The 18,203-nt window shown below is 43.2% G+C and carries 13 protein-coding genes; 3 read left to right on the top strand and 10 right to left on the bottom strand.

Features of this window, described 5'->3' with window-relative positions:
* Positions 1-179: 179 nt before the first annotated feature.
* Complete coding sequence (alaS, locus tag QNH28_RS07665) at positions 180-2,813, bottom strand: alanine--tRNA ligase (protein ID WP_283910849.1); 2,634 nt, start codon at positions 2,811-2,813, stop codon at positions 180-182.
* A 564-nt stretch (positions 2,814-3,377) separates the two neighbouring features.
* On the opposite strand from alaS, the gene QNH28_RS07660 reads away from it, so the two are divergent.
* Positions 3,378-4,319: a CPBP family intramembrane glutamic endopeptidase gene (locus QNH28_RS07660; RefSeq protein WP_283910848.1), complete on the top strand. Its 942-nt coding sequence runs from the start codon at positions 3,378-3,380 to the stop codon at positions 4,317-4,319.
* A 184-nt stretch (positions 4,320-4,503) separates the two neighbouring features.
* On the opposite strand, the gene QNH28_RS07655 is transcribed toward QNH28_RS07660, so the two are convergent.
* From QNH28_RS07655 to QNH28_RS07625, 7 genes are all read right to left on the bottom strand, one after another.
* Complete coding sequence (locus QNH28_RS07655) at positions 4,504-5,889, bottom strand: MATE family efflux transporter (RefSeq protein ID WP_283910847.1); 1,386 nt, start codon at positions 5,887-5,889, stop codon at positions 4,504-4,506.
* Between the two features lie 353 nt (positions 5,890-6,242).
* A complete protein-coding gene (locus QNH28_RS07650) occupies positions 6,243-6,590 on the bottom strand; it encodes a DUF3221 domain-containing protein (RefSeq protein ID WP_283910846.1) in 348 nt (115 codons plus the stop codon).
* Between the two features lie 1,484 nt (positions 6,591-8,074).
* The gene (locus tag QNH28_RS07645) at positions 8,075-8,992 is read right to left on the bottom strand and encodes a DUF5692 family protein (RefSeq protein WP_042186069.1); all 918 of its coding nucleotides are present in this window, start codon (positions 8,990-8,992) and stop codon (positions 8,075-8,077) included.
* A 440-nt stretch (positions 8,993-9,432) separates the two neighbouring features.
* Entirely contained in the window at positions 9,433-10,695 is a 1,263-nt protein-coding gene (locus QNH28_RS07640) for an FAD-dependent oxidoreductase (protein WP_283910845.1), read from the bottom strand.
* Between the two features lie 3 nt (positions 10,696-10,698).
* The gene (locus QNH28_RS07635; RefSeq protein WP_283910844.1) at positions 10,699-11,736 is read right to left on the bottom strand and encodes a helix-turn-helix domain-containing protein; all 1,038 of its coding nucleotides are present in this window, start codon (positions 11,734-11,736) and stop codon (positions 10,699-10,701) included.
* A 193-nt stretch (positions 11,737-11,929) separates the two neighbouring features.
* A complete protein-coding gene (locus QNH28_RS07630; RefSeq protein WP_349655060.1) occupies positions 11,930-12,661 on the bottom strand; it encodes a metallophosphoesterase family protein in 732 nt (243 codons plus the stop codon).
* Positions 12,662-12,844: 183 nt separating this feature from the next.
* Positions 12,845-13,366, bottom strand: a complete 522-nt coding sequence (locus tag QNH28_RS07625; RefSeq protein ID WP_283910842.1) for a MarR family winged helix-turn-helix transcriptional regulator — start codon at positions 13,364-13,366, stop codon at positions 12,845-12,847.
* 217 nt (positions 13,367-13,583) lie between these two features.
* Between QNH28_RS07625 and QNH28_RS07620 the strand changes: the two genes are divergently transcribed.
* Positions 13,584-15,215: an MDR family MFS transporter gene (locus tag QNH28_RS07620; RefSeq protein ID WP_283912080.1), complete on the top strand. Its 1,632-nt coding sequence runs from the start codon at positions 13,584-13,586 to the stop codon at positions 15,213-15,215.
* 73 nt (positions 15,216-15,288) lie between these two features.
* Here the strand turns inward: QNH28_RS07620 and QNH28_RS07615 are convergent, their stop codons facing one another.
* Positions 15,289-15,756 (bottom strand): MarR family winged helix-turn-helix transcriptional regulator, encoded by a 468-nt coding sequence (locus tag QNH28_RS07615; RefSeq protein ID WP_283910841.1) that lies wholly within the window; start codon positions 15,754-15,756, stop codon positions 15,289-15,291.
* Positions 15,757-15,972: 216 nt separating this feature from the next.
* Between QNH28_RS07615 and QNH28_RS07610 the strand changes: the two genes are divergently transcribed.
* A complete protein-coding gene (locus tag QNH28_RS07610) occupies positions 15,973-17,469 on the top strand; it encodes an amidase (protein ID WP_283910840.1) in 1,497 nt (498 codons plus the stop codon).
* A 31-nt stretch (positions 17,470-17,500) separates the two neighbouring features.
* Here the strand turns inward: QNH28_RS07610 and QNH28_RS07605 are convergent, their stop codons facing one another.
* Positions 17,501-18,100 carry a TetR/AcrR family transcriptional regulator gene (locus QNH28_RS07605; protein ID WP_283910839.1) on the bottom strand — a complete coding sequence of 200 codons (600 nt, stop codon included), beginning with the start codon at positions 18,098-18,100 and terminating at the stop codon, positions 17,501-17,503.
* Positions 18,101-18,203: the final 103 nt, after the last annotated feature.

Raw genomic sequence — 18,203 nt, 5'->3', positions numbered from 1 at the left:
TTGGCATTTCCTCTACAAAAATAATGATATTTTTGGCTTTTAAGCTATTGTCAAGCACAATAATTCATGAAAATCTAACCACCTGTTAATAAAGAGTAGCGGTACTGATGTCAAACTCTCAGTACCGCTATGTTTTTTCGTAATACGTTTAAATTAAGAAATAGTTTCGTTATTTTTATTTATGCTAGGGAAGCCACAAACTCTTCTGCTTTAGCCAGTGCCTCGTCAAGCTTGGAAGCATCTTTACCACCAGCTTGTGCCATATCTGGACGTCCGCCACCGCCGCCACCGCATACTGCTGCGACTTCTTTGACAATCTTACCAGCGTGGAAGCCCTTCTTCACCAGATCCTGTGGTACAGCTACAACAAAGTTCACCTTGTCGTCCATCGCTGCACCCAGAACAAGTACAGCATCCGGGAGCTTGGATTTCAATTCATCTGCAGTAGAACGCAGAGCGTCCATATTCCCTGCTTGAACAGCAACAGCAAGAAGCTGTGTACCTGCACCAACCGTCTTCACACTGCTTGTTAGTTCAGCGGCAAATGTTGCGCTCAACTTAGATTGCAAGGATTCATTCTCACGCGAAAGCTCACGCACTTGGTTATGCAATGCTTCAATCCGTTTTGGAACGTCGTTCAAAGAAGACTTCAGTAGACCCGCAGATTGCTTGAGCAGATCCAATTGGCTCTCAGTGAACTGATAAGCGTAACGTCCAGTCACTGCTTCGATACGGCGCACTCCGGAACCAATACCACTTTCGCTAAGCAGCTTGAAAATTCCGATCTGAGACGTGTTGGATACATGGCATCCACCACAAAGCTCAAGGCTGTAATCGCCGACTTGAACGACACGGACAATATTGCCGTATTTTTCACCAAATAGTGCCATGGCACCCATCGCTTTAGCTTCATCAATTGGCTTGTTCTCAATGACTACATCAAGTCCACGCCAGATTTGTGCATTTACGCGATGCTCGATGTCGCTTAGTTCTTCCGGTGTAATCGCTCCGAAATGGGAGAAGTCAAACCGTAAACGTGCGCCTTCCACTAGAGATCCTGCTTGATTCACATGACCGCCAAGAACCTCTTTAAGTGCTTTGTGCAGTAGATGTGTAGCTGTATGGTTCTTCACGATATCTTCACGCTGTGCACGATCCACTTCAGCGCGAACCGATTCGCCTACTTTCAATTCTCCAGCTTCCACAGTTACCAAATGTACATGTTGACCATGTGGAGCCTTGAACAACCCTTTTACCTTAGCTGTAACAGAACCACCAGTAAGTACACCCGTGTCACTCACTTGTCCACCACTTTCAGCGTAGAACGGAGTTGCCTCAAGAATCACTTGGCACTCTACGCCTTCGCCAGCGGTATCGACCAATGCGTCACCCACAACAATAGCCATAATTTTCGACTCTGTTACCGAGTCATTATATCCAACAAATTCACTTTTAACCGTCAGATCCGCTAATGCGCCACCTTGAATCTTCATGCTGCCACCGTCATGACGTGCAGCTCTCGCACGATCACGCTGTTCTTGCATAGCGACATCAAAACCTTCACGGTCTACAGTTAATCCTTGCTCTGCTGCGAAATCTTCAGTCAGGTCAAATGGGAATCCATAAGTGTCATATAGCTTAAATGCATCAGCTCCAGCAATCGTGCTGTGTCCGTCTGCTTTTGCTTTAGCACTGATCTCGCCCAAGATAGCCAATCCGTCAGACAATGTCTCGTGGAAACGTTCTTCTTCGGTACGGATGATCTTTGCGATATATTCACGATTTTCGACAACAGATGGATAATACACACCCATAATCTCACCAACGGTTTCCGTCAACTCATGCAGGAATGGACGATCCAGACCCAAGGTCTTTCCGTAACGAACGGCACGGCGTAGCAAACGGCGGATAATATAACCGCGGCCTTCATTAGAAGGAAGTACTCCATCACCTACAGCAAAAGTAACCGTACGCACATGGTCAGCGATAACTTTAAGCGCGATATCCTGCTCAACATTATCTTTATAAGTCACACCAGCAAGCTCAGCTGTTTTTTGAATAATCGGTTGGAACAAGTCGGTATCGAAGTTGGAATCTACATCTTGAAGAATGGATGCAAAACGCTCCAGTCCAGCACCGGTATCAATGTTCTTGTTCGGAAGCGGCGTATAGCTGCCATCCTTGTTATGGTTGAATTGTGAGAACACAAGGTTCCACACTTCAAGCCAGCGTTCGTTTTCTCCACCTGGATACATTTCAGGATCGCTCATGTCGCTGCCGTAAGCTTCGCCGCGGTCATAAAAGATTTCCGAACAAGGACCACAAGGGCCTTCGCCGATATCCCAGAAGTTTTCGTCACCTAGCTTAATGATGCGTTCTGCTGGCAAGCCTACTTTTTCATTCCACAGCTTGAATGCCTCTTCATCCTCAGCATACACAGTTACGGAGATACGTTCTGGATCGAAGCCGATCCATTCCTTGCCAGTCAAGAATTCCCAAGCCCATGTGATAGCTTCTTCTTTGAAATAATCGCCGATAGAGAAGTTACCTAACATTTCGAAGAACGTATGGTGACGGCGTGTCTTCCCTACATTCTCGATATCATTGGTACGAATACATTTCTGCGAGTTCGTCAAGCGCGGGTTCTCAGGAATCTCACGGCCATCGAAGTATGCTTTCAATGGTGCCATACCAGCGTTGATCCATAACAGCGAGGGATCGTTATGCGGTACTAGGGATGCACTAGGTTCAATCTTGTGACCTTTACTTTCAAAAAACTTAAGCCATTTGGAACGAATTTCACTTGCTTTCATTGTTTACAGCTCCCGTCTCATCTTTTTAATTCGGCTCATGCGCCAGATTGTACAAATTTTCTAAAAAATAAAAACAAAAAAACGCCCCTGAATAATTCAGGGACGATTAATATCGCGGTACCACCCTGGTTATCGCCATGACCCGATTTACGGGAAAGTTAAAGGGCGATCGCCTTGTCGCGGCTGATAACGGGTGCCCCCGGTGAGTTTGTGATCTCACACTCCGAAATTAGCTTTCCACCGGCCTGTCTTCAAGGTTCTCACAGCCATTACGAAATGCTTTCGTAAAGGAACCTGTTCTCTGATCAAGCCATCCTCCGGCGTACTTCATTTTCATCAACGTTTTATCCGATTTGCATTTTAACATTTCAAGTATAGCCAGTGCCCCTGCATCTGTCAATCTGGAGAAGTGTGAAGATAAAGTGTATATATGATTTTTCTAATGGTGAACTCGGGCACTTAAAAAATATAGTAAATCTCAGATAGTATTTGGAAAATTATGTATTATAAATAACACTCTAGAATACGCAATGCTCGGGTAAAACCTAAGGAGGATTACAAATCATGCTGCGCAATAAAGTAACTGAAGAGCTAACCATTGTTAGTGTTAAGCCTACATCAATACGCTTTATCGTCAGTCTTATTTTTATTCATATTCTCTTCACTCTAACGGTTAACCTTGTCCTTTTTGCAAATGGAACACTAAGCGTTATTGCCAAAAGCACAAACGGATGGATCAACGAAATGTTAGCTGCAAACCTGTTCGGTCTTGTGTTAGAAGTGGTTATTTTCTTATGTATAATAGCTAAATTATCACCTAAGGATTTGGGGTTAACAAAAAATAAATTATTAGCAGGACTTTTCGGTACTTTATTATTTTGGCTCGCTATAAACATTGTTGATTTAGGTATGACATTACTGACTCACTCAAGTTTAACATTCAATAATGATATCTTTACGAATCCGAACGTCGTCTTTGGTGAATTCCTGGGTCAGATTTTCGGAAATGCTTTACTGGAAGAAGTTTTGTTTCGGGGCTTTCTGCTAGTTCAAATCTATCTCTTATTAAAAAAAGTCTATAACAATACTTCACGCATTGGTTATGCAATGCTTATCTCACAATCTATCTTTGCCGCTATACATATCCCAAATCGGATCTTATCAGGATTAGTCGGAATGGATTTTGTTTATGATTTTATCGTACTAGTAATTCTAGGGGTCATATTCTCATTACTCTATGTCTTAACCAAGAATCTATTTTTCGTGATTGGCGTCCATTCCTTAATGAATGTTCAGATTATGTTTTGGAATAGTAGTTTTACTAATACAGCAACTTTAATCTGCGTGTTGTTACTGACTTGTCTTTTAATTTGTTTCAAAAAGAAGGAATCCCGAGCAGAAATCGATGGATTTGAGTCTTCACTAGCAAAACCCTACCCCCATACTTCGGAAGAGAGGTCGCAGGGTTTCGCCAAGCTGAATAGATGGATTCGGAGAATTTTCTAGAGTCGTGACTGACCCAGTCGTAATCATAATCAGCTAATGCAAGCAGTCGATAACCAAAACGTAGGGCAGCGATTCTCAAGTAAATATGAGAATCGCTGCCCTGTGCTGTATTTTTACGTTTTTAATATAAAAGAGCTACGTTTCCGTCAGCAGGCATAAGCAGTACGTAACCTTATCAACAATTCTAAATCAGCTTGTGCGCAAACCACTTTTCGCCCTTGAAGCGCCACAGAAAAATGCTCCCGCGAACGGCCCACTCGCAGTTCATTGCCAGCCAGACACCCATGACGCCGTAGCCCAGTACGATCCCAAGGATGTATCCAAAAATCACCCGAAACAGCCACATCGTCAGCATCGAGGTAATTGAGGTGAAGCGGGAATCTCCCGCTGCCCGCAGCGCGGACGGCAAAATAAAGCTGACGGCCCACAGCGGAACTTGGGCAATGGAATTCACCAGCAGCACCACAAACAGATCGTCAATGATCTCGGGAGGTGGGGAAAAGATTGATACCAGCGGGTGGAATAGCGGCATCAGAATCAAGGCGATCAACGCCAAAGAGCCAGACCCGATCCAGAGAAAGGACTTGATGAACTTTCTGGCTTCAGAGACATTCCCTCGCCCGATACATTGGCCGACCACCGTTACAATAGTTAGCGACAGCGCGCTGGCTGGAATTTGAAACACCAGAGCCAGCGAGCCGGCAATGGCATTGGTCGCAATGGCATAAGTGCCTAGGCTGACAATAAACACCTGGGTGAGCAGTTTACCCCCGTTGAAGAACATCTGCTCCGCCGCGAACGGGACGCCGATGAACATGATTCTCCGCAGCATGGTCAGAGGGATTCTAAATAGGTCACGAATACGCACCCGCAGGGCCGTATCCACCTTGAACAGATACACCAGGGCACAAGCCATACCTGCATACCGCGCGATATTAATCGCAAGCGTCATCCCCAGCACACCCATGTGCAACAGGTTAATGAAGACCACGTTCAGGATAACATACAGCAGGTTCATGATGAGCGACAGCATCAAAGAAGCTCGTGTCTTACCCACTCCTCGCAGAGCCCCGCATACCGCCTGAACCACCGCGATGCCCAGATATGAGATGCTGCTACCGATCAGGTAGATGCGGGCATTGTCTAGCACTTCGGGTGAGGCGGTTCCGAACAAAAGGTTCAATATAGGAGTATGTAAGCCCATCAGCAGCAGACCAATTCCCAAAGCGATCAGCGACACCGAGGCGACGGAAGCCGCCGTAGCCTGGGACACCATCCGGTCGTTTCCGCTCCCTTTATACTGCGCGACAACCACTGTCCCCCCGGTTGCAACCGCCACGAACACATTGATCAGAAAAATATTCAGCGAATCCACCATATTCACTGCACTGACCGCCGCCATCCCGGACGAGCTGATCATTGCGGTATTTACCAGATTAAGTCCAATAATGAAAGCCTGGTCAATCAGAATTGGAATAAATAAAGCTATAATTTGCCGATAATCCATCCCCTCCCCAGAGAGATATTTCTCCAGCAATCTTTTCGTCTGTAGACTAGCGCGAAGCTGCATAACATATCACATTCTTTTCTGTAAAATGGAAAAAACTCTTCATCCGAAGAGCTTTTCTACAAATTATACCCATTGAGCCGTGGGCACTTTACATTCAGTTTACTATAGATACACTTTTAAGTCTTTAATCAGGAGTCAAAAAACAGCAACTGTCCTTCACATATTTGGAGAACATAAACTTCATCAGAATTATGTAGCTTCAGACCATAGAATCATTCGTTCATCAAAAGTATTGGCAAAAATCTTTAAGCGGATTGCGTTATGCTTGATGATTTTATAGAAGTAATAGACAAAGGCAGAAATCTGCGGATTTGGATCTTCATTAGAGAATAGATTGAGCCATTAATTCAGTCTCATTTCAATTTATCGATCTTCTTGGCAGTAACTTGTGCAGGAAATGAATCATCACTTCCTACATATAAGACTTCTATTTCTTCGCCTATCTTATACTTTTTAGGATTTACTTTACTTACCCAAATAGTCTGACTATACTCCCCAGACTCTATTAGCTTCTTGTAATCTTCATGTATATCTTCTTTTTGCAGCTGTGAGATCACGAGGATTCTTTTGTTATCAGCATCAATTGTATGGATTGTACCTATAAACTTCTCTCCTTCTGAACTACAAGCAGTGAGCAACAACAAACACACAATCCATAAACTTAAAATCCATTTCAACAAAAGATTCACTTTTAGATTCACAGACTCTCTCCTTCAAGGTTGGAACTTCGATTGACAAGGCTTCGAACGATGTCGCACCTATTGTATGATATTTCATCTAAATTATATCTTAATAACACTTAAAACCACTGCAATAATACAGCATTTTGTTTAGATATCCTCTTCACTACATCTAAAAACTGCAAATGCGAATGTGTAGGAATAGGAATATTCTTACTTGTGGCTCGAAAGCTTCTTATAAGCAAGCATTACTGCAGATTTGCAGAAATTTATGGCTTTAGCCCTCTTCGTATCAAAAAATAATATACTTTGCTGATTTATATCATGATCGATCTTTGCATTTACACAAGAAAAACGCCTGACGGCTTCCTTGGTGGTAGAGTTACAAGCTGAGTACATCCGTAATTCCATAATCGTATCCAAATACACCTTCATAATGAGGTTCCGAGGGACGGACCGTATTGCACAACAAGCCCATTCCCGAGTGACTTGGGGCGGATAACGGCGCTGGCTCGCTTACGTTAGCGTCGGCACATTGTATTCGGTTTTTCGCATACATTTGGCTCGTTTACGTTACTGGCGGCACATTGTATTCGGTTTTTCGCATACATTTGGCTCGCTTACGTTACCTTTGGCACATTGTATTCGATTTTTCGCATACATTTGGCTCGCTTACGTTACCTTTGGCACATTGTATTCGCTTTTTCGCATACATTTGGCTCGTTTACGTTACTGGCGGCACATTGTATTCGGTTTTTCACATACATTTGGCTCGTTTACGTTACTGGCGGCACATTGTATTCGGTTTTTCACATACATTCGGCTCGGTTACGTTACTGGCGGCACATTGTATTCGGTTTTTCACATACATTCGGCTCGGTTACGTTACTGGCGGCACATTGTATTCGGTTTTTCGCATACATTTGGCTCGCTTACGTTACCGTTGGCACATTGTATTCGATTTTTCACATACATTCGGCTCGCTTACGTTACCGTCGGCACATTGTATTCGGTTTTTCGCATACATTTGGCTCGCTTACGTTACCGTCGGCACATTGTATTCGGTTTTTCGCATACATTTGGCTCGTTTACGTTACCGTCGGCACATTGTATTCGGTTTTTCGCATACATTTGGCTCGTTTACGTTACTGGCGGCACATTGTATTTGGTTTTTCGAATACATTTGGCTCGCTTACGTTACCGTCGGCACATTGTATTCGGTTTTTCGCATACATTTGGCTCGTTTACGTTACCGTCGGCATATTGTATTCGGTTTTTCGCATACATTTGGCTCGCTTACGTTACCGTCGGCACATTGTATTCGGTTTTTCGCATACATTTGTCTGTAAGCTCGACTAAAACATGCATTTCGAAGGATATAAGGTCCGCTCGGCCTGTTATACATCCCAAGGCCCATCCCATAAATTCGTTTCACATTTCTCCGCAATCTCGATAAAAAAACCCGCGCTAGGCGCGGATTCTTAAAGAAGCTATTAAGCCTTCTATTATTTTGCACTCTCGGCAATCGTCTTGTAAGCCGCTAAATCTGTATACACTTCCACTTTAAGCGGATTGCGTTTGTGTTTGGTAATTTTATAGAAGTGATAGACAAACACTGCAATATTAGCTGCTAAAGATAATGCACTCACAACCCAAAGTGCCGTTTCGCTGTGAGAAGATTGTACGGAGAACTTTGAATCGCCAACAAACGCTGGGAACGACATCGTAAACATCATCCAAATCGCCAAGGTTTGTGCCCGGTGCTGTAACCATGCTCCTTTTTTGAAGAAGAATGCTGGAATGGTACAAGAAATTAAGAGGGCTGCGCCTGCATAGAAGGAATGGTCAGAAACTGCGTTATATACATAGGCAAAGTTCCAAATGTCATAAGCAATGATCCAGAACCAAAGCTGGTCCGGCCACAACATATCCTTACTCTTATCTTTACTAATAACAATACCCATCCAACCAGAAATCGTAATAATGTTCAGAATACCTGCGATCCCGTTCATAATATTCCAAGGACCACCAACCATCATTACGCCATCCACCATACCCTGCAAACTGTACACTTGAAAATCACGGATAACTGCTTCAAGAATGTTAACGGCAAGGATAATAGCAGGGAACATTAATATATATTTATTTTTGTCCCAGCCTTTAACATAACGGATAGCCATGAACCCTATACATCCTGCCAATGCAGAATATACTTTTACCCAGTGAAACCATGTTCCAGTACTGGAGCCTTCACCCGCAGTATTCGGCCACACCGCTATGGTAAGAACAATAGGGACAACGATAAACAGAATGATTGAGAACCACTTGCTTCTTCGAGCTATTTCGTTAAAAATCATTAATCCTGCAAGTACCACTAACCACATTAGAGCAGAGTACCAGGGAATCGATTCGAATAAAAACATAATGCATTCCTCCTAAAAGTTTTGTGAGCATAAACATCACTGATTGTCTTCGTGCAAAACTAGCTTCGTAAGCATTCGCATATTTTGTATGTAAGTGATGTCTTGAGTCCAATATATCCCACCTCACATCGAACGATCAAACCGCTCAAAACGTTGATATATCAGGGTTTTCGTAGTTTCGTTTCGAGTTGAGTTTACACAGCAATAGGACTGGAATTCATCCAAGGACCTACACCAAGTAGGGGAATCTATTGGAAACTATGTCTAGAGAACTACACACTGTAAACCTAACTCGAAAGTAAAATATCCCCACAAAGTGGAGCTTTACTTCGATGCTTACTCAGGCACTTTGCGGGGGGTCCCAAATATATGCTTTCTGCAATGTAAAAAAACCTTGCCGACAAATTTCTTTGTGGACAAGGCTTATTACTCACGCATTTTTAAAAAAATCTTTCAACTAAGTATTTCGAATATACGATACAATTCTCAAGTGTAGGAAAATTCATGATTTCTCCACCATAATAGATCTTATCTCTTCCCTGCATCTGATCAAGCCGTTCATAGAAGCCTTCACGGATCGCATTAGAATCCACATGGGGGAACTGCTTCCAGCGCTTCATCATGTACAGACGGATGTTCTCGCCGCCAAGCTCGCGAAGTTTATTTTCTACCTTTTCCCGCATCTCTAGATCTGTCATTTCATTATTCTCCGCTACATAAACCGTAACTAGGTCTGTAGTTCCCATATCTGCCCACCTGTAGTACCATGCCATCATATGTCCCTTACGTTCAGGATTCATATTGCTGGGGATATATCCAGAAAGCTCCGGTAACCCCTTTACTCTATAGGCATATACCCGAAAACGTTCATAGGTTATACATTCTAGTAATGTGCTGTCTACCGAAGATAAGTGAACCATGTCACCCAGATGCTCTAAGGATGCTGTGTAAATAACCTTGTCAAAATAAAAGATATCCTGGTTTGTTTCCACCCGAACTTGACCATTTCCCTCCGGCTCCATATGTAGCACTTCACAAGTCAGACGCAGATCCTCTACTTGGTCGGCCATTCTTCTAATGAGTTCAGTGACTCCCTTAGGCCAGGTTATCATGTGAGTGATCTCAATAAAGGATAATAAATTATCATAAGTAAGAAATTTCAACACATAAGCTGCCGGCACATCCTGAATACTCCCAAAACCAAAGGTATTGAAGTAATGCATATACACCTGCCCAATAACAGATAGCTCATTCTCCGTACACCATTCTGAAAAAGGCTGACATAGATCTGGCGGCAAGTGGAGAAAACCCGGTTCTTGTAGTGACTTATAATGCTTCAAAATATCCGGCAACCGTTTGAATTCCTGCGTAAACACCTGAATCTGGTCCATAGGAATCTGAGAAGTTTTTCGCCCGTTTGTATCAAAAAATCCCCGTTCCAAGAGTGGCCCCTTATCCATAAGATCAAACTCTCTCATGAGTTCTATCGTATGTTTATAAGTTGGCAAGCCAATTAGGGTCCCCATTTCATAGGTTTTCCCTTTATATTCAATTGAATGACACTTGCCACCTACCCGGTCTGACTTCTCAAGGAGAGTGATATGGGTATATCCTTTTTTCGCTAGTTGGTAAGCAGCTGTAACCCCAGAAATCCCTGCACCGATGATCCCTATCCTGTCTTCATGCTTCATATTAGTCATCATCTGTTATCTCCTTGTAAATAACCATAATGGCAAGGTCTCACGCTGACCCGTATACTCAAGTGCGACATCCGATGGTATTTTACCTTGATTAGGTCCGTCTGTGATTACCCTGCTGAAGTTATAGATCCTCAAATATTTATGTAAGCGCTTTTCTAAAATTTCAAAGGATTCAATCGTATCATCCAACCAAGCCTGTTGATAAAATTCTTTCGTCAACACCGCTACAAATTGCTGTAAGGGCTGAAATACTTCTGTCTGATCTGCAGTAATGGCTACTTGATTAATGTTGTTCTTATGTAAAAAATCGCTGTATTTATGTTTACCTCTGTCCCAGTTCGTAGTAAATTCACGACTCTTGTTCGTAACCAGATTATCAATTTGGAACTCTAAGGTCTTCATCAATGGGATGACCTTCAAATCCATAAAATCGATAAAATGAATGGCGGACTTCCGATTATATAGCTTGACTAAGCCTAATCTGGAATAGGCATCGTAGACCACGTATTGATACACCTTTCCTACCCTTGGGAACACTCCCATATAGCTAATACTCTGTTGGCACATATACCCGGGGTGAGCATTTTCCGGATTTTTCATCTTATAGTCCAGAGGTTTCGGTTTCTCTTTACACCCTCTGGTGTTTGCCGCTTGTGCGCCTTCCCTCTTCTTTGCTTTAATTTCTTTGGCGTAAGCCTCGCGTTCCACTCTCGTACTAAGTCCATTTCGACGCAGCACATTATAAATACCTGACTCCCCTATTTGCACACCCTCATCCTGCAGTTCATAAAAGATTCGCTTGGGCCCATCTTCAGGGAATTTGGCAACGTATTGTAAGATCAATCTTTCCGTTCGCTTATCCACTTTATTAGGCATTACCGGCTTTCGTTCCTTCGCTGCCAGTCCATCCATCCCCTGCTCTTGGTAAGCTTTACACCACTGATAATAGATCGTCCGGGATATGCCAAACTCCTTACAGGTTGCGCTCACATTGTTGCTGATAGTCCCTTGCATGAGGATATGATATTTGTTATTTGCATTCACCTATTACACCCCCTACTCTCTTTATTTTATACATAGTTGGTGTTTAATGCAGTGTTATTCTACATTTTCATAAACAAGCATAAACGCCTTCAGCGTCCTTATAAGGACGTTAAGCGTTTAAGCGAGAAATATTAGACATAAAGGATAGGTGAAAAACTTATACTTTCTAATATTTTAAAAAAAGAGAGACAGCTTAAGGCTTCTCCCCATTCCGAACAAAATGCGTGATGTATTCCCCGCCGGAAATCTCCAAGCAGTTCAGACGTTGACCATAGGCGCATCCACCATCCACGCCAATCTTATCTCCCTGCGGACTAAACCAGATGTCTTCCGAATCATGTAGATCCATCGTCGAGGTATGACCGAAAATAACCGTTTTGTCAGTGCTAACTACAGGATTCGTATAAAATGGCTCTCTGATCCAGATAAAATCATACGGCTCCTGCTGCTTCCAATCCTCTATTAATGGATTAATGCCCGCGTGGACAAAGATATGGTCTTCCGTCTCATGATAAAGTGGCAATGAACTTAGAAAGTCCAAATGATGTTTGTATTTCTGTCTAATTTCTTCCTTCAGCAACATATAATCATGCCAGCCAAAATCCGCTTTAAAAAAATCAGAATCCGCCTCACAATAGCTCATCAACGTATACAAACCACCGTTGTTAAGCCAATGCGTATCCAGTTTATCATCCTCGCTGGTGAGCGCGTCATAGGCCATTTTATCATGATTGCCTTTTAGAACTGTGACGTCCCATTCCCGCTTTAGGGCCATAACTTGATCCACAATTCCTTTACTATTGAGACCTCTATCCACATAATCTCCCATCAGAATGAGCTTGTCCTCGGATGGACGATAGTTCACCTTTTTTAACAATGCGTTGAATTCGGAATAGCTTCCGTGAATGTCGCTAATCGCTAATATTCTGATTGTAATTCCTCCTTACTCTGGATGCTGCAAGCTAAAATGCCTTCGGCGTCCTTTAAAGGACGGTGAGCGCTTATGCGAGAATTATAAGGATAAAGTATATCGTGAAACTTATACTTTCTTATAATTAAAAAAAGACGTTCCGGCCTAAGGCACCGAAATATCTTTTGGTTATGTTCGCTATACGGAATCCAAAACGAGCGGATCTTCATCGGATGGATTAAAAAACTGGCGGCTTCTGACTTCATGCACCGCTTCTTGAAAACGATCACACAGAAAAATCAATTGGTCGATCTCCTTCTTACCTACCTTTTCCGTAACTTCACTTAGAATACCTGAAAAAGTAGCCATCTGGGAGTCATAAATCTGCTCCCCTTTATTCGTCAGACCAATATATACAACCCGCCGATCGGTATCGGACGTTGTTCGCACCACATAACCCTTCTCTTCCAAACTGTTAACCATTTGTGTCGCAGTAGGTCTGCTAATTTGGAGCAGGTCACTTAATCTAGAAATCATGACACCCTGCTGCTCTTCTACTTCGTCTGAAAGCTTCTTTCGCTTCATTAAATTGTTTATGACATACATCATCATAAATTCTCTATAAGAAATGGCTTCCTTCGAGGACGGACGAGAGGTCAAACGTTTAATATTTTCAAAGGCAATGATTAGCTTCTGCTCTTGACTATTTTGAGTATCCATAGGGCACCTCCAATTTAACTCAATCTAATTAGATTACTTACCTATTTCCAAAAAATCAAGTCCAAATCACATTCTGTTTCCATAAAAATTAAATAATTAAACAGTTGTGCTAAATGATGAATTTGTGTATTATACATAAATGATAGTTTGGCTACCTAATTATTAAGACATGAAATCCCAAACTACAATATATAGAACTTAAAGGAGAGGAACAGCTCTGGAGCATCTTTCGCAAAAGAAAAAAGTTACAATTATGATTGCTTTAATGGCGGCTATGTTTTTCGCAGCAATCAACCAGACCATTGTGGGTACTGCAATGCCCCGAATTATTGCGATGTTAGGAGGCATTGAACATTATACTTGGGTAATCACCATCTATATGCTCACCTCTACAATCGCTACCGTACTTGTCGGTAAGTTATCCGATATCTACGGAAGAAAGCCCTTCCTCTTAGCGGGGATCGTTATTTTCATTATAGGCGCTTTTCTGTCCGGATTGTCGACCAATATTTTTCAAATGATCACTTATCGCGGGATTCAAGGTCTAGGCGGCGGGATTCTAATGTCGGCTACCGTAACCGCAGTAGGTGATTTGTTCGCTCCTAGAGAAAGAGCCAAGTGGACTGGAATTATGATGGCCATCTTTGGATTCTCTAGCGTAATTGGTCCTACCCTTGGCGGCTTCATGGTGGATCACATGGCTTGGAAATGGATCTTCTGGATCTTCTTGCCTTTCGGTATCGTGGCATTCTTTATGATTTGGAGAATGTTCCCTAAAACTGCACGCTCCACTTCAGAATCCATTGACTACTTAGGCTCTATTTTCCTTTCCCTTACCATTGTTGCACTCTTGCTCGGCTTTTCATGGGCGGGTACAAAATATGAATGGGGTTCCCCAGAGATTCTCAGCTTGTTCGGGGCGTCTATTCTCGGTGTAATTATTTTAATTCTGATTGAACGAAAAGCTAAAAGCCCAGTATTGCCATTATCCTTATTTAAAAATTCCATCGTAACCATCTCCATGGTTGTCGGATTCCTGATGAATGCCGGTATGATGGGCGCAATGATCTATCTGCCATTCTTTGTCCAAGGTGTAGAAGGTGTCTCCCCAACCAACTCGGGATTCATTAATATGCCAATGTCACTGGCAATGATTGTACTTAGTACGCTTGTGGGAAGATGGATCTCCAAATCAGGTAAATACAAACGTTATGCCCTGATTGGTATGCCATTTATGGTTGCAGCCATGATCTTAATGGCCTTTATGAGCAACATCGCTATGGCGGTAGTCAGCATGATTGTCTTCGGTATTGGCTTAGGACTATCGATGCCTGTATTTACTCTAACCGTACAAAATGCGGTAGCTCCTTCCATGCTAGGGGTTGCGACTGCTACAAATACTTTGTTCCGTAATTTAGGTGGAACCATTGGTATTGCTATTATGGGTACCATCATGAACTCCACATTGACGAAAAAATTAGAGGCAGCCATGTCCTCAGGCAAGGGTCCGGATTTATCCAAACTTGATGCTGAATCGGCAAAACAGTTTTCCGCATTTACGAACCCGCAAATGCTGCTAGATCAGCCTAAGCTGAAGGAGCTGCACGCAACGCTGCCAGAGCAAATCCAGCCGCTCTTCAATCAATTGATTGAGATGCTGCGAAATGCACTGAGCGATTCCCTGACGGTTGTATTCTTAAGCGGCACGGCACTGTTAGTCATTGCAGCATTGCTTGTCCTTTTCCTTAAAGAGATTCCGTTACGAAGTGGTGAGAAAAAAACAGAGGTAACTGCAGAGGGAAAAAGCGAAAGCAAAAAGCTTGAAAAGTCTGTACCTGCTGCACATTAATCACAAATAAATATACAATAGAGATGTCCGTAAACAGCTCAGGCTGTGCGGCATCTCTTTTTTATGTGAAGGATTAGGATTCGGTTGGTTGATCGTTCAATTCTTCGAAATAATCGTAGACTTCGTTTAACAGCTCCATTAAGGAATCTGTCTTTTCTCTGCCCATATAATCAATCATGCCTTTAAAGGTATTTCGGGATTTCGTCACGGCCATTTCGGCCAAATGCTCTCCTTTTTCCGTAAGCGTGATCTCACTGATTCGGCGATCCTGTGCATCGGCAGAACGTACTACATATCCCTGTGCAATCAGACTATTGACCATTTGTGTAACCGTAGGAGAAGTGACTTTAAGAAACTTGCTGATATCTGATACGGTCTGGCCCTTCTTCCCTTCCCGTTCATTGCCGAGCTTTAAAGAAACCAACATACGAACCTCACTTGGCTTCAATCCCCAGACCGTAGTTTTACGCCAGTTCATCCTGGCAAATTGCTGGAAGGCTTCCATTAGTCCATCCACATTCTGATATTTATCTTCGTTCATCAGTACACCCCATAAGATCCATTTAACACTAAGTATAGCCTAATCGGGCATAAAAAAGAATTGATAGATGTCAGGGATCCATTTTCAAATCATTACTAGTGAGATGTATAATGAGATCAGAAGAAAGGGCTTGTCCGTCCTTTACTGACGATAACTAATACATTGTTATATCTAAAATACAGGCAATTCATGCCTATTCGAAAGAGGTTATCTATCATGTCCTTTTCTTATTCTACATATGACGCTCTAGGGCTTGCTTCGCTTGTCAAAGCACGTGAAGTCTCCCCTTGCGAGCTCGTCGAAGCCGCCTTCGCTCGGCTCGATGAAATCAATCCAGTCCTTAATGCAGTCGTACGCACTCGTAGAGAAGCAGCTCTTAAGGAAGCGGAAGAAATGCCAGTTCATGATAGCTCTCGCCCGTTTGCTGGCGTCCCTTTCCTGCTGAAGGATATCTCCCAAGCTATCGCTGGAGAACCTCTTACTTCGGGTGCCTTGCTAATGAAAGACAATATTGCTAAACGCGACTCGAACTACGTAGCACGAATCAGAAACGGCGGATTCATTCCAATTGGACATACGAATACACCAGAATTCGGTCTCAAAAATATTACCGAGAACGTCCTTCACGGCCCAGCACGTAATCCGTGGAATCCCGAATTTTCCCCTGGTGGTTCGAGTGGTGGCGCCGCAGCGGCGGTAGCTTCTGGTATTGTTCCGGCAGCGGGAGCTAGTGATGGCGGCGGCTCAATCCGCATCCCTGCCTCATTCACCGGCTTGTTCGGGCTGAAGCCAACCCGTGGACGCACTCCAGTAGGACCAGGTGTAGGCCGTCAATGGCAAGGTGCTTCTATTGATTTTGCCTTAACAAGATCCGTACGCGATAGTGCTGCTATGCTAGATCTACTACAGGTCGTGCAGCCAGAGGCTGCTTTTCAAACACCTCTATATCCGGGCGTATATCTGGATGATCTATTCAAGCCAACACAGCGAAAACTACGCATAGCGTTCACAACAGCATCCCCAGTAGGCACTCCTGTAACGAATGAAGCAGTAATTGCTGTGCTCAAGACTGTAAAGTGGCTCGAAGCCGAAGGGTATGAAGTTGAAGAAAAGCTGAGTCCAGTAAATGGTGTAAGGCTAATGGAGAATTACTATACGATGAATACTGGGGAAGTAGCAGCGATGTTCGTATCGCTGGAAAAAATGATGGGACGTTCCATTACTTCCAGTGAAGTTGATATCGTCACTTGGGTCCTCGGGGAAGCCGGAAGAAAAGTCTCTGCGGCTGAATTTGTGCATAGTCTGGATGAATGGGATATCGCAGCCGCTCAAATGGCAGGTCTGCTTAACCGTTACGATCTGTATATCACACCAACAAATGCGGATTCAGCCCCTAAGATTGGAGAATTAACGCATAGCTCTGCTGAAATCGAAAAGCTGCTGCATGTACATGAGCTGCCGAAAGAGGAACAACAGCGAATGATTTACGCTATGTTTAAACCAAGTCTGACCTATACGCCTTTCACCCAGCTCGCCAATTTGACGGGCCAACCAGCCATGAGTGTTCCTGTCCATATGTCACGAGAGGGTCTGCCGATGGGGGTACAGGTAATGGCTGCTAAAGGCCGGGAAGATTTACTGCTTCAGCTTGCTGCCCATCTTGAACAATCCGAGCTGTGGGTAGGAATGACAGGGAATCCGCTGTTCCCATGATAGATTAGGGGCCAGGCTCTAATAGCTCGTGCTACTCCTGCTCCCGCCCGCAAATCCCATAAAAGAAGAGATGGATGGCTTCCTCCAGGAAGGCATCTATGTCTTCTTGTTTGCTGGCTTCATCTAGCATTTCCCCCGAACTTCGCATGTACATTCCCATAAATGAAAGAATCCCTTTGGTGGACACTTTATTCGAAATTTCTCCTCGTGCTTTCCCATCCTCCACCATCTTAACCATCAATGGTAAAACGTCGTTTGTATACCGTTCTTCAAGATAATGAAACATTTCCTGGTCCTCAATCATAAGCTCCTTCACAGTCGTGGGAGACAATGAACTGTAGGTTTCTCTCTCCATCGTCATAATGTATTCAATAATCTCTTTTAGAGAATGCTCCCCATGGATGTAATCTTCAAATTCGCGAATGGCTTTCTCTATAAAATCCTTAAAGGACTCTCCAAGCAGTGCTTCCTTGCTACCAAAATAATTATAAATCGTCACCTGTGAGACACCTGCTTCTTTAGCAATGTCTGCGATCCGGAGACGTTTGGGTTCCCAGCTCTTGAGCATCTCCATAGTAGTCTTCATAATTTTGAGTTTAATTTGAGCTGCTCTTTTCTCAAATCCGTTCATGCTATCCACCCTTAACTTCGTTATATAGTGCGCTTATTTTAATTTAATGAAATATTTGTTCTTAATTATTTCATGATTTCATTGACTTCGTTATTCACTAGGA

It is taken from the genome of Paenibacillus sp. G2S3 (assembly GCF_030123105.1).
GTDB lineage: Bacteria > Bacillota > Bacilli > Paenibacillales > Paenibacillaceae > Paenibacillus_AQ.
This window is presented reverse-complemented; position numbering and strand designations above follow the sequence as displayed.